Origin of the sequence: Paenibacillus spongiae (assembly GCF_024734895.1) — a bacterium.
Taxonomy (GTDB): Bacteria; Bacillota; Bacilli; order Paenibacillales; family Paenibacillaceae; genus Paenibacillus_Z; species Paenibacillus_Z spongiae.
Genome location: NZ_CP091430.1, coordinates 1,254,655 through 1,275,000, shown reverse-complemented (window position 1 = coordinate 1,275,000; position 20,346 = coordinate 1,254,655). Strand labels below are relative to the sequence as shown.

Genomic DNA, 20,346 nt, shown 5'->3' with positions numbered 1-20,346 from the left:
GTTTTTTAGATCAAGCAAAATTAACGAATTCCGGCTCTGGGGACTCCTTTTTACGCTTGCCGGTATGGGTCTTATGATTCTTGGAACATCCGGTATCGTCTTCTGGGGACAAGCGGGGAAAATATTCGCGGGGATCTTCATGGTAATCGGGATGATTGCAATGCTCATTAGCGTGGGCGTTTATTTCTGGGCCGGCATGATGTCTACCAGCGCCACCATGCTGACTTGCCCCGAATGCTCCCGCCAAACGAAGATGCTCGGCAAAACGGATCGCTGCATGTACTGCAAAACGATACTGACGCTCGACCCCGGACAAGCCACTCAGCACCCGGCCGATACGACACAGACTTAAGCTTCTTGAATTGTAGATGCATGAAGAATCGGCTGAAAGCCGTCATTATCCGCTTGAATGAGTTTCTTCCTTCAGAAATATAAGCAAAGTATCGCAAATATGAAATAAAGACGCCCCCGGATGGACTTAACCATCATGGAGGCGTCTTTTGTTTTCACATACAGTTATGGTCGTTTATCTAAAGAATCATCTATAATTGCCCAAATACTATCCGATTGGAACGTTCGCTGCCATGTCGCAATGCCTGCCAAATCATACTTCATTACAAGCGCTGCCCGCGCTTTCATCGAAACGGCGTCTTCGATCCATATTCGCTGTAAAGCGCCGTTCTCCGTATATTCTACATAGTTCTGGCCGGTCTTGGCATCAAAGACGGGCTTCAAATTGCGTTCCTTCACGATTCGCGCCACGGCATCCATACCGAGCGCCTTCGAGCTTACTTTGACTTCCCCGGTCTCATCCGTCTTCTCCGTCCATAAACGGGCGTAGAGCGGCGCAGCAAGCACCAGCTTGTCGGCAGGCACTTTATCCTCTTCCATTATCTTCACAAGCGCTTGTTCTACCCACGGGAGCGAAGCGACCGATCCCGCCTTGGGACTGGAAGCCCAGTGCTCGTCATAGGCCATGACGATCATATAATCGACGACCTCGCCCAGTGCGGCGCGGTCCAGAAATTTCGACCACATTTCGCTGTTCGATTTCGGGGTCACATCGATGGAGACGACCAGCCCCTGCTCATGAAGCAGTGGCGTCAGCTCCTTGACGAATTGAACTAAATTCGCCTTGTCCGATGTCACAACATTCTCGAAGTCCAAATTAATGCCCTGCAGCTTGTACATCTGAGCATACGCCAGAAGCTGCTGAATCATATAGAAGCGTTTATCTGCGTCCGCAAGCGCACTCGTCGTCCGCTCCGGCTCGAAGCCATTACTGAACAGCGCCCACACTTGCATTCCTTTCTTATGCGCCCAATCCACGTAGGCTTTATCCGCCTTGCTGCTAATTTTGCCGGTGCCGTCGATAAGCTCGAACCAGGTCGGACTGACAACATTCACGCCCGTCAGCGGGCCGATCTTGGATATGTCGGGGTTCTTGTTGTACACGGCTTCCCATGTCATATTGATTTTGCTCCCCATCACCTTCCAGGCAACGAACGGTTCTTCCCGCTCCGGCAATTCGATCTGCTCGACGTTCGCCAATTGGAGCTTGTCCTTCGCAGCATAACCAACGTAACCTTGGGCGCTCTGAACCCGGTACCAGCCATCGGCTTCTCCCCAGATTCTCACTTCTTTCCCAGGTAGAATCCGCTCCGCGATCGGCGACCGAATCGAAGCCTCGTGGCGGATGACGACTTCAGCTTGGCCTGCCTTACCCCGCTGCACGGCTTCACCGGCAGGTATAACCGTGACGATCTGGGTTGCTTCGTTTAATTCGACCTTCAATCCGTACAGCTCCTCAAGGGGAGTCACGGGAATATATACATTGTCCGCTTTCACCTCTGCGGCTACATTCAAGTCATATGGCTTGCTATTCATCGTGGCCGTTAACAAGTTCGTCTTCAATCTCAGTACTTTGTCCACGTTCGTCAAAACGATGGTACCGCTCTTCTGCTCATAATGAATCGAATCCTTCAGCCCGAGCGATGCTTGCTGCAGGACAGGAAGCGGAAGCTTCACCGTCCCATTCTCGGTTATCGCCCCTTCCTTCATGACCTGTCCCTGGACAATGACAGGATGTTCCACCGCAAATTGCGGCTTCTCCTCGGTATTATTCGGAACATAACGATTCCAGCCGAACCAAATGACGAAGGTCATTGAAATAAGTCCGCATAACAGAACAAACCACTTGAAACAGCCGTCGCGGCGTTGGCGCGGACGGATACGAACCTTCTGCACGTCTATGTTTTCCTCCGATCGATATTATCCTCTAAACCATGTTGGACAAAAAAACGTGCAGAAAGTCGGGTTGACCCCCTCTCCTGCACGCTACTATTGCGCCGTATGCCGCGCACACCCCAAACATCATACAAACCATGTTTCTTTATGAAGGAAGCTTCGCGCAATCCCCGCAATGCCCGTAAATCTCCATCCGGTGACCTTCTACTCTGAATCCCGTTTCGCGTGATGCCGCTTCCTCTACATCGGTAAGTGGCGGGTAGTCGAAGTCTACGATTTTTCCGCAGGATTTGCAGATCGCATGATAATGTTCGGAGAGATCAGCATCGAACCGGCTGGAATCGTCGCCGTACGTCAGTTCCCGAACGAGCCTTGCATCGACGAACAACCGTAAATTATTATAAATGGTCGCTACGCTCATGCTGGGAAATACTGGCGATAGCGCTTTGTAAATTTCATCAGCCGTCGGATGGGTCATTGAATTCATCAAAAAACTCAGGATGGCATGACGCTGCGGGGTCATACGGACGCCGGTGCTTTTCAATTGTTCTAATGCTTGCTCTACGGTCGTACCCATGCCCTTCACGCCTTTCTGTATCGTTAGCACCATTGTACGTGCATACTTTTCATTTTGTCAATGAAAGCTGGTGTCCATTTCAAGGGCTGTAACGATTTACCGTAATGCTGCTGTTGGCGTCAATATTAATTCGGTAATCGCCGGAACCGATCTCGCCGCTTATCGTTTTTTTGCTTGCGCTTAACGGCAGATCCGTCGCTACATTGCCGAATGTAACAGAACCATTAACGGTATAGCTCCCGTCCTCGGGAATGTACAGCCTAATTTCACCGATCGAGCTGTCAATGTCCCAATTCCCTCCGACAACGGCGCTGCTGATTTCAATATCGCCGTTCAGCGTATCAGCTTTGATCCCTGAGGACGCTTCCCGAATGATGATTTCCCCGTTCTTCGTCTCGAGCTCGGCCGCACCGGTTATCTGCTCTGCCTCAATGCCGCCGCTTAACGTCGAGCCTTGAAGTTTGCCTTGAATCCGCGCCGCTTTCACGATGCCGTTGTAAGTTTCCAGGCGTACATCCCCACTGATGTCCGACGCCGTGATGCTCCCGTTCTTCGTCTCTACACCGACCGGTCCGCTGATGTCCCGAATTGCAATTTCGCCGTTCGTTACCTTCACCTGAAGTCCTCCCGGCAAATTGAGGTCCGCCACATCGACCGTACCGTTAGTCACCTGTATCATCAATTCCGTGGAAATAACGTCTGCGTCACTGGAGGCGCCGCTTTGTTCCCCATCTTCCGGTGTCACCGGCGATTCATCCGGCAGCTGCGACGTCTCGGAGCCTGGCGACCCGGCAGCAATATCCGCTGCTGTACTTGATTCCTCATTCGAGCCGGCATTCGACGACATTCCAGGAACGCCGCCCGCTATATTATCAGACGAGGCGCTCCCCCCTAAAGTTTCACCATCGTTCCCCTCAGACTTCTGCGGCACATCAGTCGAAAGCCGCACAAGATGGGAATCCGCCGGCACCGTGATGAGCATATTCATGCGCGGCTTGCGGTTACCGTTCGTACCGTACGGCTCTCCCTTGGCCTTAATGGTAAGTTTATCGCCGTTATCCACCTCAATAGATGAATGGGCAGCAACTTTGTCAGCCTCTTCCTGATCCCCCGAATCCACCCACAAGACGGTCTCAATTTCGATTTCGCCGACATCGCCCTTCTTCAGCGTTACTTTCCCATTCGGGTTATCGATGACAATGGAGGCCAAATCGGGTTGAACCGGTATCGCAATGGCCTCCTTCTCGTACTTGAAGCCCTTTTCCTCACCGTATCCGGCCATGCCGGCTATATTAACCTTCCATTCATCCAGCCAACGGAACGGCATTGCAGAGTACTGCGTGACCCCGTACGCGACGACTGCGATAACGACAGCCAGCAAGCTGCCCGCAATGTCGAATGAAAGGCGCTTGCTGCTGGCACGATAGACAAGGCCAAAAATAACAACCTCCAAGCCCAGCAGCACGAATGCAGCCGGCCACCACTGCCCCAGCAGCTCGATATCGTTGCGTCCTTTAATTTCATCCCATAACAGCAAGCCTCCGACGGCCATAATGATGACAGCTGCAGTTAACCGTCCCATTTTGAACATCGTTCTCCCCCTCTGTATCCCTATCAAAACCGCAATCGCAGCCAACCCGATCCCCGGAGTGTAAACACCTGCGGTGTCCAGCCACGGCGACAGCACAGTAGGCGCCCTCACAAGAGCGAGCAGCACCAGACCCAAGGCAATGACCAGAACGCCTTGAAGCGTAAGAACGGCTGTCTTCGGTTGTTCTGCGGGAAGCTGGTTATCTTGGAGCGAGCTTAGCTTCGCCGCCTCTTGCAGCGTATCAAACACACTGTAGAACCAAAATACCGGGAGAGCCAGGCCCAAATAGACGATTAGAAGAGCGTACTTCCCTCCTCCTTCATCCGCGAACCGGACCATCGCCACGAGATCGGTAAGCGTCGCCGCAAGCAGAAGCAGCCCCTTCATATGCTGCCCCAAGGCCAAATGCCCTGCGCCTGGAATAAGAAATGAAAGCAGGCGCGCCCAGCTCCGGGTTGCCCGTTTATTCGCGCTCAATCGCGCCCACCTCCTCCCATCGATGTCTGCATACGCTGCCATGTTGCGCCTTCCGGGCTTCGGTTACTTCTCCATTCGCCATATTATTGTAACACAACAAACAGTCGCGCATAAGAACGGGAATACGAAAAGAGGCATGCCGATATGGAATGGTCGGACATGCCTCTTCATGACGAATTATTGATTCAACCGCTCCAGCAGCAGCTTGTTCACTAGTGCCGGGTTAGCTTTACCCTTCGTTTCTTTCATCACTTGCCCGACGAGGAAGCCGATCGCTTTCTCTTTGCCGGCTTTGAAATCCTCCACCGACTGCGGGTTCTTGCTTACGATCTGGTCAACAACCGCCGCAATCGCACCTTCGTCGCTAATTTGGACGAGGCCTTGCTCCTCCACGATCTGCTGTGGACGCTTGCCGCTCTCCAGCATCGCCTTGAACACGGTCTTGGCGATCTTGCTGCTGATCGTGCCCTTCTCCATCAGACCAATCATCTCGCCCAATCCTTGACCGGTAATCTTAACGTCATCCAGCTCCTGACCGTTCGCATTCAGATAGCCGAGCAAATCGCCCATGATCCAATTCGCAACCGACTTGGCATCCTGGGTATACTGAAGGCTCTCTTCGAAGAAATCAGCAAGCTTCTTGGAAGACGTGATAACGCCGGCATCGTAAGCAGGCAGACCGAGCTCGCTCGTATAACGCGCCTTGAGGGCATCCGGCAGCTCCGGAATGGACGCACGCACGCGTTCCTTCCACTCTTCGCTGATATTTACCTTCACAAGGTCCGGATCCGGGAAATAACGATAATCATGCGCTTCTTCCTTACTGCGCATCGAGAACGTCTTACCCTGCGCTTCATCCCAGCGACGGGTCTCCTGAACGACCTTGCCGCCGCTGTCAAGAACGTCGGCTTGGCGCATCTGCTCATACTCCAGACCGCGCTGAACGCCGCGGAACGAGTTCATATTCTTCAGCTCCGCCCGCGTCCCGAACTCCTTCTGATCATATGGGCGAATGCTCACGTTCGCATCGCAGCGCATCGAGCCTTCTTCCATCTTCACATCGGAGACGTCGCAGTACAACATAATCGCACGAAGCTTCTCCAGGTATGCCTTTGCTTCCTCAGGCGTACGGATGTCCGGCTCCGATACGATCTCGACGAGCGGCGTGCCGACACGGTTGAAATCGACAAGCGAAGCGTAGCCGCCGTCCACATGGGTCAGCTTGCCCGCATCCTCCTCGAGGTGGAGACGGGTAATGCCGATCCGCTTCGTAATGCCGTCGACTTCAATATCGATCCAACCGTTCTCGCCGATCGGCTGATCGTACTGGGAAATCTGATAGGCTTTTGGGGAATCGGGATAAAAATAGTTTTTGCGGTCGAACTTGCTGACATCGCCGATTGTACAATTGAGCGCCAGCGCCGCTTTCATCGCGTATTCCACCGCCTGGCGGTTCAGAACCGGCAGAACGCCGGGATGCCCAAGACAAATCGGGCATGTATGAGTATTCGGCGGGGCGCCGAAGGAGGTGGAGCAGCCGCAGAAGATCTTACTCTTCGTGTGGAGCTCGACATGCACTTCCAGCCCGATGACCGTCTCGTATTTGGTTGCTTCAAACATCGTATATTAGCCCTCCGCTTCCTTCACATCCGCTATCAGCTTAGAGCTGCGGACGCTGTTTGTGATGCTCCGTATGCTGTTCGTACGCATGCGCCGCACGCAGCACGGTCGTCTCGTCGAACGCTTTGCCGATAATTTGCAGGCCGATCGGCAGCCCGTCCGCGAAGCCGCATGGAACGCTGATCGCGGGCACTCCCGCCAAGCTGACAGGGATCGTGCAAATATCGTTCAGATACATCGTCAGCGGATCGTTTACCTGTTCGCCGATATGGAAAGCCGGCGTCGGCGCCGTCGGGCCGATAATTAAATCGTAGTTGGCAAAGACGTTATCGAAATCCTGCTTGATAAGCGTCCGGACTTTCTGCGCCTTCAAATAATAAGCATCATAGTAGCCGGAGCTTAGCGCATAGGTACCCAGCATAATCCGGCGCTTCACTTCAGGACCGAACCCTTGGCTGCGCGACTTCCGGTACAGCTCGATCAAGTTGTCCGGGTTATCGGCGCGCACGCCGTAACGAACGCCGTCAAAGCGGGCAAGGTTCGATGAAGCTTCGGACGATGCAAGCAGATAGTAAGTGGCAACCGCATATTCCGTATGCGGCAAAGATACTTCCTCCCATGTTGCGCCGAGGCTTTCGTATACTTTCAGTGCATTGAGCACGGCTTCTTTCACTTTAGGGTCGATGCCTTGTCCGAGATACTCCTTCGGAACCCCGATGCGGAGGCCTTTCACATCGCCGTTCAGCGCGTTCACATAATCAGGAATATCCACGTTAGCCGAGGTCGAATCCATCTCATCATAACCGGCAAGCGCCTGCAAGACGTATGCGGAATCCTCCACGTTCTTCGTGAGCGGTCCGATCTGGTCGAGCGACGAGGCGAATGCGACCAGGCCAAACCGCGAAACAAGACCGTAGGTCGGCTTCAGGCCGACAACGCCGCAGTAAGCAGCCGGCTGCCGGATCGATCCGCCCGTGTCGGAGCCCAGCGAGAAATACACTTGGCCGGCCGCAACTGCCGCTGCAGAGCCTCCGCTCGAACCGCCAGGTACATATTCCGTGTTCCACGGATTGCGCGTCGGATAAAAGCTGGAATTTTCATTCGAGCCGCCCATCGCGAATTCATCCATATTGAGCTTGCCAATCGTAACGGATTGCGCGGCTTTCAGCTTCTTGACCACGGTCGCGTCATAAATCGGATCGTGGTTGCGCAGAAATTGGCTGGCGCAAGTCGTGAGCAGCCCTTCCGTCACGATATTATCTTTAATGCCTGCGGGCAGGCCGAACAGAAGCCCTCTCTCCCCGCCTTCTTGAAGCTGCTTGTCCAGTTCGGAAGCAGCGGCGCGGGCGCCGTCTTCGTTTAATGTAAGAAACGCTTGAATGGAAGCGTCTGTCTCTGCAATCCGCCGATACGACTCCTGAACCAGATCGGTGACGGAAAGCTCTTTGCTTGCCAGTTTGTTATGTACTTCCTGAAGGCGCAAATCAAATGGTGCCAACAATCCTTCCTCCCTTCAACTTCGCCGCGCACGCCAGGTGCGGGCGTTAAACAACCGGTAACCCGCCGTCAAGCAGGCTCTTGCCTCTATTCCAATACAGCCGGCACTTTGAACTGGCCGTCTTCCTCATCCGGCGCATTCTTCATGGCTGTCTCGACCGAAACCGATTCACGAACACGGTCCTCCCGCATGACATTCGTAACCGGCAGCACATGGCTGGTCGGCTCAACGTGATCGGTATCCAGCTCGCCGAGCTTCTCCGCATATTTTAGAATCGCATTAAGCTGCACGGTGAGCTGCTCTTTCTCCTGCTCCGCAAGCTCCAGCCGCGCTAAATTGGCGACATGTTCAACGTCCTTGACCGTAATGCTCATGGGCGCGTGGCCTCCCTTATTGTCCTTGTGTGCTCACATTCCTCCTATTATAGCGCAAGAAACGGGTTGAACTCAATGGAAAAGGAGTTCCGACTCGGAACCTTGCTCCTTGCATTTTCAGCAAACACTCAGCTCACGCTTATCTTCCTTTCATTTCCGCTTAAGGAAGCATGGCCATAATGAAAGATGCAAGCCCATATTCGCTTCAAGAGGAGGATTTCGAACGATGAACAAGTACCTGAAAACGATTAGCATCACGGCAGCGTTGGCGGCTATGATACCGCTGAGCGCATATGCCGCAACTTCGGCGGCAACGACAAATGCTGGCAGCGACAATAGCATAAAGAAGACGCAGAGCACCTCAGATATTGGGTACCGCAGCCACAGTCACGGGAAAATGGGAGGTCCCGTAAGCCAAGACGTGCTGGATCTCCTTAAGATTGATCAGGACGGGATGAACGAGAAGCTGGCTGCAGGGCAGACGCTGGCTCAGATAGCCGAAGCACAGGGCGTGTCGCGCGAGCAATTAAAGCAGGCGCTTACGGCTGCGTTCGATAACCGTCAAAAGGAAGAAAAAACGCAGTTCACATCCAATTTGGACACGTCGATCGATTCCGCTGGACCGTTTGAAGGAAAAGGCCGCCATGAAAGATTCGGTGTGCTTGACAAGACAGACCTTGGCGGGATTGCCAAGCTGCTCGGTCTTAGCGATTCAGAGCTTGCGGATGCATTGAAGTCCGGTAAGTCCTTAGCCGATCTGGCCAAAGAGAAGGGCGTGGAAGAACAGAAACTAATCGATCTGGTGAAAGCCTCCATCGCGGAGCAGATCAACCAAGCCTTAGAGGACGGGAAGCTGACGAAGGAGCAAGCCGATACGCAAGCGGCCGCCGCTGAGGAAAAGGCGAAAAATATCGTCAACGGACAGGAACGAGTACACGGCGGAGGCGGACATAGAGGCGGATTCCAAGGAAAAGCGCCTTCGAAATCAGCTGCATCCGATTCGCAGACAGCCGAAGACGGGGACGGAGCAGATACGTAAACATAACGATGCCGTATGATGTTCATGACCTGTAACAGAAAGAGAGCCTACCGGAATATCGGCAGGCTCTCTTCTAAAATAAGGCTGATTATAAATCAAACACGATATGAGGGGATCTTCGCTTCAGCTCACTTATAAATTTCTCTTGCTCGGCAGGAGAGATCTTGATGCAGCCCGGCGAGGCTTGCTTACGCATCAGACCGTCGAATAGGAGTACGATTCCGAACATAAGAACCATGTATTTAAACATCTTCTTTAGATTTAAATACCATGCCAGGCAGTCTTATTTGAGAAACTGGCGTAGATGTAAATAATCCCTTTCAAACAAATAAGGCTGTCGTCTACTGCCCGGACAATAAACGGGGGTCGATACCGCAGCCTCATTGATAATTATCTTAAATCCAGGCCTTCAAGTTCACCTGCCGAATAAAGTCCTCGCGGCTCTGTGCCTCGTTGGCGCTTTCCTCCGGCGCATCAGCCTCATCGCCGTTCATTACGCGGCGGAACAGCTCTTCGTTATGAGTCGCGAGCGCATAATCGATCAGCGCCTCACGCTCCACGCGTTCGGCTTCCAGCTGAAGCAGCACTTCCTCCAGCTCGATATCCTCCGCCGGCACATAGAAATTACGGCCTGCCTTAGGGACCCGAACGACATAATCGAATGCATTGTCGGCATTGCGGTCGTAGGCAATAATATATCCATACTCCCCGATGGGAAGATTCTGTTCGAATAGGTCTGAAATTATAATTACTTTCTGCCCTAGCTTGAGCATGTTTACATCCCTGCCTCTGCTAACTTATCAATTTGTTTTCCTACTAAAATATAATAGCGAAGTCCAATTGATAGAGCAAGCGGAATAAGCGTAAATTATTTCCACGCCGCTGACGCCCTTGCGATAGCGGAAGTATCGGATGCTGCTCCCAGCCCAGGCGCCTTGTACTGCAAGGCTCGCTGCGCAATGCCATTATCTAGACTGCATCCAGTGAAGGGCGTTTCCGTAATACCCCCGCACTTGCCAACAGGGCGGCCGCCATGCAGCATAGCGTAATGATAACAGGCAGCCACGCTCCTTCCACGGAACCATTCAGCACTTGCTCGGAAGCGAGCTTCGACAGATTGCCCGGGCTCCATGCGAAGGCACGGGGCAGCAGAGACGCCGTTACAGACAGCAGCATAGCTGATGCCAGGGCGGAGAAAGCCGCAGCCGCCGGACTGCGCAGCAGCGAGCTGAACATGATCGTCACGGTGCCAACAAAGCCGAGCCACAGGGCAAAGAGGAGCAAGCTTCCCACGACCTCCTGCCAGCCGACAGCCTCAAACAAGGCCATCGTATAATACCAGGACGCCCCATAGCCCATGGCAAAGGAAAGCGTGGACAGGGTCAGCATCGCAGCCCACTTGGAAGTTACGAACGCCGTGTAGGAGACCGGCTTGACTAGTATCATCGAAGCCGTTCCGCTGACCCGTTCACCGGATATCGTTCCCATGCAGGACAGCGCAACGACAAGCAGCCCCAGTGTACCGAACTGGCTTAACGTTTGCGCAAGCACCTCCACCGCCCGCGGCACAGGAAATTCAAATGTGGCGCCTTCCGGCAGATTGCCGGCGCTCGCGAGGATATCCGGCAAAAAATATGTGGTGACCGGCTGTGAAGCTCCGAGGAGAATGAAGACGATCGGTACCCAGATCAGCTTATAGCTCCGGACAAGCTCCCTCCATTCCTTCCGGTATAACACGAACCATTGCGTCATCTCGCCACCGCCTTTATAAATAAGTCCTCCAGCGACGTATGTCCGAACTCCAGCTTCGTCACACGTACGTCCGCTTCCACAAGCTGAGCGAGCAGGCTGCGTCTTGCCGTGCGGACGTCGTTCACGACAAGGCGAATGCCTCTGTCAACCTCTTCTGCCGATTGAACATAAGCGGGCTTGTTGCGCAGCCATTCCTTCAGCCATTGCCGTGAACGCTCGTCTCCTTCCGTCTCCAGAAGCAGCACCGGCTGGCGGTTAGCATCCCGAATATCATCGATCGCCCCATAGACGGCAATCTTTCCTTCCCGCATGATAAGAACATCGTCGCACAGCTCCTCGGCATCATGCAGCACATGCGTAGAGAACAGGACGGTCGTCTCCTGCTTGAGCTCGGAGAGCAGCGCCATGACCTCGCGCCGGCCGATTGGATCAAGCGCGGATACGGGCTCGTCCAGCACGAGTAGACTGGGCTTGTGGATAAGCGCCTGCGCCAGCCCGAGACGCTGCTTCATTCCGCCCGAGTAACCGCTGATACGGCGCTTGCCGGCATTAGCGATTCCGACCCGCTCCAGCAATTCTTTGCTGCGCGCATCCGCTTCTCTGGCGCTTAAGCCGCAAAGCCTGCCCGCGTAAACCAGAAACTCCTTGCCGCTCATCCAGCCATAGAAAGCCGGGATTTGGGGCAAATAACCGATCTGCTTGCGGCGGTCTGTTCCAGACGCTTGATTCCGGAAAGCAATGCTGCCGGAGGTGGGCTCCAGGAGTCCGATGATCATCCGGATCGTCGTCGTTTTGCCCGCTCCGTTCGGACCGAGCAGCGCCATGCAGCGACCTTCGCCGATTGTAAAATGAATATCGTCCACCGCCTTGGAGCCTGCAAACGACTTGGTCAGCCCCTCGACCTGCAAGAGTCCGCTCATGACATCCCCTTCCTTCCGAAGATAAAGAATAGAATGGAACCGATCAGATTTCCGAATATAATGATGAGCACCCACATCCAGCGCGGTCCGCGCGTTTCTTCGGCACGAACGCAAGCAACGAGCGCAATGATCATAAGCAGCAGCTGAAGAGCGACTACAGGTCCGATAATGGCCCACAGCTGCGGGTTAGTTAGTTGATCCATCTTGAATTCCTCCTTCATTAAACATCACGATATCGATTAATTGACGGGTTGGAGGCCAATATCATTAATGGGACTACGTCTACTTCCTGCGCGACTTCCCGAACTTCTTCCAATCCACTCGAACGACGAGCCAATATAGAATGAACGGCATGGGCACCTGAATGAGCCCCCACAGCCCCCAAAACCATGGGAACCGGCTGTGCTTTCTGGCATCGATGAACAGCCACGTGGATTGGCATAAAAGTACGATCACGAGCAGGATCAAAAGCCATACCGGAACCCCCTTTAACTCGTCCATTTGCCTCGTCCTTCCTTGCGGGCCGCCGAACTGGCCAGAAACAGGCAAGCTGCCATAAGAACAACAACCTGCACGATGACAAACAGCTTCAGATCGCGCTGCACGAGCAGCAGAAGTCCGGATAAGATCATGCCGCTGACCATCCAGAACAACAGCAGGTCGCGCCATAATCGCCCCTTTAACCGGCTCCGGTGACCGCTCGCAAGACGCTCCAGCGATTGGAGTGACGGTACATCCGGCATCACGGAATCATCCCATTGCCGCAAATGGCGGCCAACCAGCTGCTCGAATTGTTCAGCCTCCCGATCTTCCTCCGGCATACTGCTGTCAAGCCGGAAGTCCTCTTCCGTATTGCGCTTTCCTTGGCCGTCTTGGCGATTCTTCCTTCTCATTGGCTCAGCTCCTTTCGCAGATGCTTCAGGCCGTTATGCAGCCTGGACTTGACGGTGCCTACCGGTATATCGAGCCACTTCGCAATCTCCTCGTAGGCATATCCGTAATAATATTTCAGCAAAATCGGAACGCGGATATCGTAAGGCATGTCGGCGAGCGCATCCAGCGCCTCCGGCCATTCATCCTGTCTCATGGCCGCATCGAAGCGGATGGACTGCATCGCCTGCTCGGTATTCTGCCAATTGCGCTCGCGCTTTTTCTTGCGCATCTCGTCCATATAAAGACGGGTACCGATCGAAATCAGCCATGTGGAAAATTTCGATCGCAACTGGAAGGACCCGATTCGCTCAATCGCCTTGAGCATCGTCTCCTGGACGAGGTCTTCGGCCATCGCCTTGTTCATCGTCACCTTCAGCATATACCGGTACAATAGAGTGTAGTTGTCGCGCAGCAGCACAGCCAGCGCTTGCCCATCTCCGCGAACGGCCTGCTTCAATATAGCTTCGTCATCCGTTTGCCGTTCGGTTGTGACCATAGACTGCCCCTTTCTATATCATTCCGAGTATCTCTCCTTATCGTTGTCGGCAATATGACGCTCGGCGATTCGAATTTGTTCACGGGTTCAAAAAATTTTTTTCGCGTGATACCGGCAACGAGAATCGCTGGAGGCCGATAACGAGAAAAAGCGCCCCGAGCCTGCGTACGGTAACGCATGCTGGGAACGCCTTTATGAATCGGCCTCTTTAGCGGCCAACTGCCTGCGGTAAACCTCCGGGCTGCTTCCTGCGGTCGCTTTGAACATCCGGCTGAAATGCGCCAGATGATGAAAGCCCACCGCGCGCCCCACATCTGACACGGACCTGCCGGGTTCAAGGCGGAACATGATTTTCGCTTGATTGATCCGCCGGTTGTATAAATATTTGAAGACCGTCGTCCCCGTCACTTCTTTGAACATGTTGGACAAATACGGCTTGGTCAGATGCAGCGCGCCGGCGATGGCGTCAAGCGTCACATCCTCCGCGTAATGCTCCTCGATATAGGATACGACACTCTGCACATGCCTTTCCTTGAGCGAACCGTGCTCATGCTCTTCGACAGGCTTCGAGCACCACTCCCGAAGCAGCTCAAGCAAATCCAGGAACCGGAACAGGAACCTTCCGCCGGTTACGGAGGACAACGATCTGCGGCCGCTGCCGTACAGCTCGTTCATCTCCTGCAGCAGGCGCTCGAATACCAGCTGCTCCTCGGTTCCGAGCGAGATGCGGATATTGCGAAGCTCCTCGAACGGTTTCAGGAGAGCCGCAGCCATCTCAGGCTGCAGCACCTTATGGATGTATGCCGGATCAAAGTGAAACAGCGTACGGACATAGGGCTCGCGAAGCGACGGATTAGGGCAATGCAGCGTCATCCCATGCATAAGAAGAAGATCTCCGGGGCGGAGAGTCATCAGCTTGTCACCAATTAAATAGTTGCATTCGCCGGACTGGAAATAATAAATTTCGTAAAAAGCATGCGAATGAAATTGCGCATCCATCAAGGGCGCATCATTACGGTATGCAAAATCAATCGGCGTCTGCCATTGCATTCGGAGCGGCAAGGACGATTCCTCCCACCTAAGCGCCTCATCTTTGCGCATGTTGTTCATGCACCGATTGTACCACGCTTGCAGGGGGCGGAACATCCGCCTGCTTTCGGGTTTTCTTGCCATTGTGCAAATGGATTGCGAATCGCTTGAGTCTACTCCACCCGGACCGCTACATCCTGTGCGGTAACGCACAGCTCCCCGGCCTTGAATGCATGCTCTTGAGACATCGCATGCTCCGTCCGGTTCAAGCAATCCAGAATAAGCGCTCCGAAGAATGGAAACCCGACCTGACCGCCAACCGAATAATGATACTCGCCTTCATGATTCGCGAGGAAGACGTGATCGCCCTGCTTATCGCGGGCAATGTCGATATACTTGCGCAGCTCGATAAAGCCGTCTGTACCCAGAATGATCGTCCGGCCGTCACCCCAGGTGCCTAACCCGTTCGGCGTCATCCAATCCACGCGGAAGTAGTTCGTCGCTCCGTTATCGCCAATCAAAGTCGCGTCGCCGAAATCCTCGAGCTCCGGATAATCCGGGTTGTTATAGTTCGCGACCTTACTGTGAACGACTTTGGCGTCCTTACAGCCCGCATAGTACAGGAATTGCTCGATTTGATGGCTTCCGATGTCGCACAGAATGCCGCCGTACTGCGCTTTGCGGAAGAACCAGTCCGGGCGCGAAGGCTTGTTCAACCGGTGCGGCCCCGTACCAATCACCTGAACGACCCGGCCGATTGCGCCTTCATGTACAAGCTTTCCGGCATAGACCGCGCTTTCGTTATGAAGCCGTTCGCTGTAGTAAACCATATATTTGCGGCCTGTTTGGCCCGCTTTGAGCCTTGCGGCCACAACCTGCTCCATCGTCGTAAACGGCGTCTTGTCCGTAAAGTAGTCTTTGCCATGGTCCATGACCTTCAGGCCTAGCGCCGCCCTCTCGGACGGTATGGCAGCGGCTGCGACCAGCCTTACTTCGGGATCTTGAAGGATAACCTCCGGCGAAGAAGCGACCTGTACGTCAGGAAACGCCTTCTGGAAGCTGCTGATCTTCGCCGGATCGGGATCGTACACCCATTTGAGCGTACCGCCTGCTTCGATTAATCCGTTGCACTGTCCATAGATATGCCCATGGTCGAGCGCCATGGCCGCGAAGATAAACTCGCCCGGCCCGCATACCGGAGCCGGCTTCGAGATTGAAACCGGGGCATAGTTCATTCCGTCGTTGCGATTAAAGGATGCTGCCATGTGAATGAATCCTCACTTTCTATATTCCGTATGGGCTAACGATGTCTCTAAAATCCACAATGGCCGACTATTCTAGAACGTTCCCGTCAAATCCGCAGGCTTCGCTTCCGCTTGCGCCTGCGCTTTGCTCGTTGTTGATTCCGCGATTCGCTTGTTCAGCTCCGCTTCGTGCAGCGCTTCGTCCAGCGGCAGCTCCACCCAATCGTCGAGCCAAGTGGACAGATGCATCGCATTCGATATCATTAATCCGTGAATGCCTTCTTCTCCCGGAGCGACAAGCTGCGTGCCGTTCAATATGGCATCGGTAAAGTTCTGAATGATGCCGACATGCTCCGTGCTTTCGCCGTGAACAGGCACTTCGACCTTCCAGCATTCCGGCGCGCCGAACGCTTCTTTGTTCCGCTCGTTGAATGCCCGCTCCGACTCCCGCAGCCGCCAGAAAGTCAGCTTGCCGTCCTCGATGACGATTTTTCCGCGGTCGCCCGCCACTTCAAGCCGGTTCGTACCCGGCGCTTCACCGGTCGTCGTAATAAATACGCCTGTCGCGCCGTTCGCATATTCCGCATAGGCCGTAACATCATCCTCGACCTCAATGTTGCGGTTCTTGCCGAATGCACAGAACGCGCGGATTCTTACCGGCATGAGACCGGTCGTCCACTGCCACAAATCGAGATTGTGCGGACATTGATTAATGAGAACGCCGCCGCCTTCTCCCGCCCATGTCGCTCTCCAAGAGCCGGAGTCGTAATACGCCTGCGAACGGTACCAGTTCGTAATAATCCAGTTCGTCCGGCGGATTTCCCCCAGTTCGCCGGATGCGATCAGCTCGCGCAGCTTGCGGTACAGCGGGTTCATCCGCTGATTGTAGACGATGCCGAATTTTTTGTCGCTGGCCGCAGCCGCTTCGTTCATCTCGCGCACCTGCTTCACGTATACGCCAGCCGGCTTTTCGATCAATACGTGCATGCCTTTATTGAAAGCCCGAATCGCTTCATCCGGATGAGCGTAATGCGGCGTTGCCACGATAACCGCATCGACGAGGCCGGAGTCGATCATCGATGCCGAATCCTCAAAGATCTCAACGCCGCTGAGGCGTGTGCGCGCCCACTCGCGTTTGGACTCAAACTCGTCGCAAACTGCTGTCAGCTCCGCCCCGCGCACCTTGCCGGCGATCAGGCTTTGCGCGTGCCCGGAGCCCATATTTCCAATACCAATTATGCCGAATCGTACCTTGCTCATAGCTATAATTCCTCCATCCATGCCCTCATTTGCTTGCCATACGTTTGAAGCATTGAAACCGTATCATAGGTGCCGCTGAAATCCTCCAACCCGAACCAGCCGTTATAACCGACTGCATGCAGGTCCGCCAGCACCTGCTTCCATGGCACAATGCCGCTTGCAACCGGCCGCCATCCGCAGACGAATGCCGCCGGATTCAACGGATCGCCTTCGATTCCGCCGAGGCCGGCTGCCTGGTCGGCATTCGGATGGCCTGCCGCCGGCAGCCAGCCGGCGTTCTTCACATGGACATGCGCCAAATAAGGCCCCAGCAGTTCCATGCCCAGCCGGTAATTCTCGAAGCCTTCGTGAACCATGTTCCCCGGATCATATAATGCGCCGATCAGATCGGGATCGAAACGCGAGATAAGCCGGTGCGTCAGAGAGGCGCTGGGAGCAATCGTATAATGATGCACCTCTACCAGCGCTTTCACCCCATACGTGCGGGCAAGAGGCTCCACCTCGGTCAGATAATCGACAGCCTGTTCGAACAGTTCGTTATAATTGCGCGAACGGTCATAGCCGGGCACCCCAACACGCACCATGGGCGTACCCAGCCTGCTCGCCAATCGGAAAACTTGCTCTGTCCCCGCTATATCTCCGCATGTTAGATACGGTGCGAGTGCAACCGGTGTACAGCCGTGCCTCCGGGCCGCTTCGTCAAAAATAGCGATCTCGGCTTCCCCTGCACCGGGCGCGATCGTACAGCGGTTGTTCCCCCAAAACGAAGGCGGCTCGGCGCGCACGGCTTCCGGCGTTTCCTTGCAGCGCCACTCGATGCCTTCAATCCCGGCAGCGGCAGCCTCCCTGCACAATTGGTCCGGTGTCAGGTCGGGCGTTGCAACGGTAAAGACGGATAATTTGACCATCGCTGCTGCTCCTTTCAACCCTTCGTCTTGGATAATGTTTCCCAGATACCGTTGAGATAAGTCGCGCCGAGCGCCCGGTCATATAAGCCGTAGCCCGGTCTGCCCTGCTCGCCCCATATCATGCGGCCGTGATCCGGGCGAATCGGACCGTCGAAGCCCGTCTCCCACAGCGCCTCGAGCACACGAACCATATCGATTGAGCCATCTGCCGAGCGATGCGACGATTCTTGGAATGAACGTTCGCCCGTCCGCAAAATATTGCGTGTATGAGCAAAATGAAGCTTTTTTTGCGTGCCGAAATGTCGGATAATGGCGAGGAGATCATTGTCCGGATCGGCGCCGAGCGACCCAGAACAGAATGTGATACCATTAGCTGGGCTGTCCACATGCTCTATAATCCGGCGCAGCTGGGCCATATCCCCGACGATGCGCGGCAATCCGAAGATCGGCCACGGCGGATCGTCCGGATGGATCCCCATTCGGATTCCGGCCTCCTCGGCAACGGGAATAACCCGTTCCAGGAAGTACGCCAGGTTGCTCCAGAGCGATTCTTCGGTTACATCTTTATAGCTGTCGATCAGCTGCTGCATGTTCTCCTTCGTATAGCTTTCGTCCCAGCCCGGCAGCGACAGATCGCCTTTGACCGGGTCCATCCGGGATATCGTCTCGTCCTCGAACGTCAGCGTCGTCGAACCGTCCTTGAGACGGTACGCGAGCTGGGAACGGGTCCAGTCAAACACCGGCATGAAGTTGTAGCATACGATCGGAACCCCGGCTTCTCCCAGATTGCGAAGCGTTTGATTGTAGTTTTCAATATAACGATCACGCGTAGGACGACCAAGCTTGATGTCTTCATGAACGGGAACGCTCTCGATGACGGCCAGCTCAAACCCGTGCGATTCTACCGTTTGCTTCAGCGCGGCGATCGATTGCTTCGGCCAGGCTTCTCCGACGGGGATATCGTACAAAGCGGTAACAATGCCCGAAACACCGGGGATCTGGCGAATGTAACCAAGGCTGACGGGGTCGTTCGAACCGAACCAGCGGAAAGTCATTTTCATAGACGGCACCTCATTTGGGATGGTTGGTAGAAAGGTGTTGCGGTATTCCGATAATCATTCAGCCTCATTGTAGCACAGGGAGACTAAGGGAACATGCGGTTTGCGAAGGAGATTAATCTCAGTCAAATGAATGCAGGAAGAGGAGCTTTTGAATCAAGTCGTTCACAACCGGGCAACTGCAGAGACTGAAATCTGTTTCATAGAAACGTCAGGAGGAATACTTGTATATGCGTCGTATGTCAGGAAATTCGGTGGTGTTGGGATTATTCGGCTTCCTTCTCGTTGCCGGAATCGCGATTGGTTTTTATGTTTACAATCAAGCGGATTACAGGCATGAATCGAAGGCGGACTTAGGACCGTTGGACAAGCGGCTGCACATCGTTATCGAATCCGCCAAAAAGAGCAAATCCTTCGAAATTGTTCATTATGAGGATGTGGAGGACGGTATGATGGTTTTCACCAAAAATACCGGCGGGAATGCACCGGCCAATTTAAGCGCGAATCATATAACGGTAAATGCAGAGGATAAGCTGGAGTGGTCGTGGGGCGGCGATTATAGCGCTAGCGCCGGTACGGAGACTGCGGATATCTACTTCCAATACATAGGCAAGAACGAGAACGGTCCCGAGACCGCCAAACCGTCGCCCTTCCCGCTTCTATACGGTGAACTGTTCAATCCCGCGATTACGGACATTGTCGTCTCGAATGGAGACGGACTCCGCCAACCGGCCAAAATAATAACCACGGGGAAGGACAAGCGCATATGGGTCGCTTATTTGCCGGATTCAGCGGAAGGCACTTCGTTCACGATTGAGGGGCTGGACCGCAGCGGCAGCCTGATCGCCGCCGGAGAATTGAAGGATGGGACGATGGGGATGTCGAAGCCGGCGCCTTGATGGTCATGAAACGTACGTTTCATGATCGAGTCGAGTGTCTTGCTCTTCAATAGCTCAGCTTCATATCTAACTTTATCGGTCTAGCGAACAAAAACTCCCTGCCGGCTCAAGTTCATCCGGAGGGAGTTTCTTATCGTTTTTTATTCATCTGCTTTGAGTAGAGGGCAAGTGTCAGTAATCGCTTGTCAGTTTCCTTACACCGCGGAACGGAGCGAGCGGCTGAACGCGGTTCATCCATGTCCGGCCTGCGGAGCGTTCCTGATCCCTCCGTTCATCCCGGGCAGGCGGCTGTTCAACGGTCAGAAGGGAGGCAATACCGGCATAAGCGGACGCCAGCTGGTGCTGCTGCTCACGGATCACATCGTCAATCGTCAGATTCACCTGCGCATGATGCTTGGCTTGATTACTCATATAATCGCCTCCT

The 20,346-nt window shown here is 54.2% G+C and carries 22 protein-coding genes (1 of these 22 only partly in view); 3 read left to right on the top strand and 19 right to left on the bottom strand.

The window, feature by feature from the left end:
* Window positions 1-352: the 3' portion of a YgzB family protein gene (locus L1F29_RS05735; RefSeq protein WP_258387402.1), read on the top strand. The gene continues 2 nt to the left of window position 1, outside the view; the window shows 352 of its 354 coding nt (coding positions 3-354); only part of the start codon is in view: it crosses the left edge, with 1 base visible at window position 1; it ends in the stop codon at window positions 350-352.
* A 164-nt stretch (window positions 353-516) separates the two neighbouring features.
* Here the strand turns inward: L1F29_RS05735 and L1F29_RS05730 are convergent, their stop codons facing one another.
* From L1F29_RS05730 to gatC, 6 genes are all read right to left on the bottom strand, one after another.
* Entirely contained in the window at window positions 517-2,247 is a 1,731-nt protein-coding gene (locus L1F29_RS05730; RefSeq protein WP_258387401.1) for a glycosyl hydrolase family 18 protein, read from the bottom strand.
* Window positions 2,248-2,392: 145 nt separating this feature from the next.
* A complete protein-coding gene (gene perR / locus L1F29_RS05725) occupies window positions 2,393-2,824 on the bottom strand; it encodes a peroxide-responsive transcriptional repressor PerR (RefSeq protein ID WP_258387400.1) in 432 nt (143 codons plus the stop codon).
* Window positions 2,825-2,903: 79 nt separating this feature from the next.
* Window positions 2,904-4,892 (bottom strand): DUF4097 family beta strand repeat-containing protein, encoded by a 1,989-nt coding sequence (locus L1F29_RS05720; protein ID WP_258387399.1) that lies wholly within the window; start codon window positions 4,890-4,892, stop codon window positions 2,904-2,906.
* A gap of 177 nt (window positions 4,893-5,069) precedes the next feature.
* A complete protein-coding gene (gene gatB / locus L1F29_RS05715) occupies window positions 5,070-6,512 on the bottom strand; it encodes an Asp-tRNA(Asn)/Glu-tRNA(Gln) amidotransferase subunit GatB (protein ID WP_258387398.1) in 1,443 nt (480 codons plus the stop codon).
* Window positions 6,513-6,552: 40 nt separating this feature from the next.
* The gene (gatA, locus tag L1F29_RS05710; protein WP_258387397.1) at window positions 6,553-8,010 is read right to left on the bottom strand and encodes an Asp-tRNA(Asn)/Glu-tRNA(Gln) amidotransferase subunit GatA; all 1,458 of its coding nucleotides are present in this window, start codon (window positions 8,008-8,010) and stop codon (window positions 6,553-6,555) included.
* Window positions 8,011-8,096: 86 nt separating this feature from the next.
* Window positions 8,097-8,384: an Asp-tRNA(Asn)/Glu-tRNA(Gln) amidotransferase subunit GatC gene (gene gatC, locus L1F29_RS05705; RefSeq protein ID WP_258387396.1), complete on the bottom strand. Its 288-nt coding sequence runs from the start codon at window positions 8,382-8,384 to the stop codon at window positions 8,097-8,099.
* A gap of 226 nt (window positions 8,385-8,610) precedes the next feature.
* Here gatC and L1F29_RS05700 point away from each other — a divergent pair, with 226 nt between their 5' ends.
* The gene (locus L1F29_RS05700) at window positions 8,611-9,423 is read left to right on the top strand and encodes a DUF433 domain-containing protein (RefSeq protein WP_258387395.1); all 813 of its coding nucleotides are present in this window, start codon (window positions 8,611-8,613) and stop codon (window positions 9,421-9,423) included.
* A gap of 395 nt (window positions 9,424-9,818) precedes the next feature.
* On the opposite strand, the gene L1F29_RS05695 is transcribed toward L1F29_RS05700, so the two are convergent.
* From L1F29_RS05695 to uxuA, 12 genes are all read right to left on the bottom strand, one after another.
* Window positions 9,819-10,196 carry an ATPase gene (locus tag L1F29_RS05695; RefSeq protein ID WP_258387394.1) on the bottom strand — a complete coding sequence of 126 codons (378 nt, stop codon included), beginning with the start codon at window positions 10,194-10,196 and terminating at the stop codon, window positions 9,819-9,821.
* 196 nt (window positions 10,197-10,392) lie between these two features.
* A complete protein-coding gene (locus tag L1F29_RS05690; protein ID WP_258387393.1) occupies window positions 10,393-11,175 on the bottom strand; it encodes an ABC transporter permease in 783 nt (260 codons plus the stop codon).
* The gene (locus L1F29_RS05685; protein ID WP_258387392.1) at window positions 11,172-12,095 is read right to left on the bottom strand and encodes an ABC transporter ATP-binding protein; all 924 of its coding nucleotides are present in this window, start codon (window positions 12,093-12,095) and stop codon (window positions 11,172-11,174) included. Before L1F29_RS05685 ends, L1F29_RS05690 begins: the two co-directional genes overlap by 4 nt.
* On the bottom strand, window positions 12,092-12,298 hold the full coding sequence (locus L1F29_RS05680) for a PLD nuclease N-terminal domain-containing protein (protein WP_258387391.1): 207 nt from the start codon (window positions 12,296-12,298) through the stop codon (window positions 12,092-12,094). The genes L1F29_RS05685 and L1F29_RS05680 overlap by 4 nt, the downstream gene beginning before the upstream one ends.
* Before the next feature lie 79 nt (window positions 12,299-12,377).
* Window positions 12,378-12,596: a hypothetical protein gene (locus tag L1F29_RS05675; RefSeq protein WP_258387390.1), complete on the bottom strand. Its 219-nt coding sequence runs from the start codon at window positions 12,594-12,596 to the stop codon at window positions 12,378-12,380.
* Window positions 12,584-12,988 (bottom strand): YxlC family protein, encoded by a 405-nt coding sequence (locus L1F29_RS05670; RefSeq protein ID WP_258387389.1) that lies wholly within the window; start codon window positions 12,986-12,988, stop codon window positions 12,584-12,586. The genes L1F29_RS05675 and L1F29_RS05670 overlap by 13 nt, the downstream gene beginning before the upstream one ends.
* Entirely contained in the window at window positions 12,985-13,524 is a 540-nt protein-coding gene (gene sigY / locus L1F29_RS05665) for an RNA polymerase sigma factor SigY (RefSeq protein WP_258387388.1), read from the bottom strand. Before sigY ends, L1F29_RS05670 begins: the two co-directional genes overlap by 4 nt.
* 192 nt (window positions 13,525-13,716) lie before the next feature.
* Window positions 13,717-14,586 (bottom strand): AraC family transcriptional regulator, encoded by an 870-nt coding sequence (locus L1F29_RS05660; RefSeq protein WP_258387387.1) that lies wholly within the window; start codon window positions 14,584-14,586, stop codon window positions 13,717-13,719.
* Window positions 14,587-14,726: 140 nt separating this feature from the next.
* Entirely contained in the window at window positions 14,727-15,818 is a 1,092-nt protein-coding gene (locus L1F29_RS05655) for a Gfo/Idh/MocA family protein (protein ID WP_258387386.1), read from the bottom strand.
* A 72-nt stretch (window positions 15,819-15,890) separates the two neighbouring features.
* Entirely contained in the window at window positions 15,891-17,057 is a 1,167-nt protein-coding gene (locus tag L1F29_RS05650; protein WP_258387385.1) for a Gfo/Idh/MocA family protein, read from the bottom strand.
* Between the two features lie 2 nt (window positions 17,058-17,059).
* Window positions 17,060-17,965 carry a sugar phosphate isomerase/epimerase family protein gene (locus L1F29_RS05645; RefSeq protein WP_258387384.1) on the bottom strand — a complete coding sequence of 302 codons (906 nt, stop codon included), beginning with the start codon at window positions 17,963-17,965 and terminating at the stop codon, window positions 17,060-17,062.
* A 14-nt stretch (window positions 17,966-17,979) separates the two neighbouring features.
* Window positions 17,980-19,026 carry a mannonate dehydratase gene (gene uxuA, locus L1F29_RS05640; RefSeq protein ID WP_258387383.1) on the bottom strand — a complete coding sequence of 349 codons (1,047 nt, stop codon included), beginning with the start codon at window positions 19,024-19,026 and terminating at the stop codon, window positions 17,980-17,982.
* Between the two features lie 227 nt (window positions 19,027-19,253).
* On the opposite strand from uxuA, the gene L1F29_RS05635 reads away from it, so the two are divergent.
* Window positions 19,254-19,922, top strand: a complete 669-nt coding sequence (locus tag L1F29_RS05635; protein ID WP_258387382.1) for a hypothetical protein — start codon at window positions 19,254-19,256, stop codon at window positions 19,920-19,922.
* 171 nt (window positions 19,923-20,093) lie between these two features.
* Here the strand turns inward: L1F29_RS05635 and L1F29_RS05630 are convergent, their stop codons facing one another.
* Window positions 20,094-20,333: a hypothetical protein gene (locus L1F29_RS05630; RefSeq protein ID WP_258387381.1), complete on the bottom strand. Its 240-nt coding sequence runs from the start codon at window positions 20,331-20,333 to the stop codon at window positions 20,094-20,096.
* Window positions 20,334-20,346 lie beyond the last annotated feature (13 nt).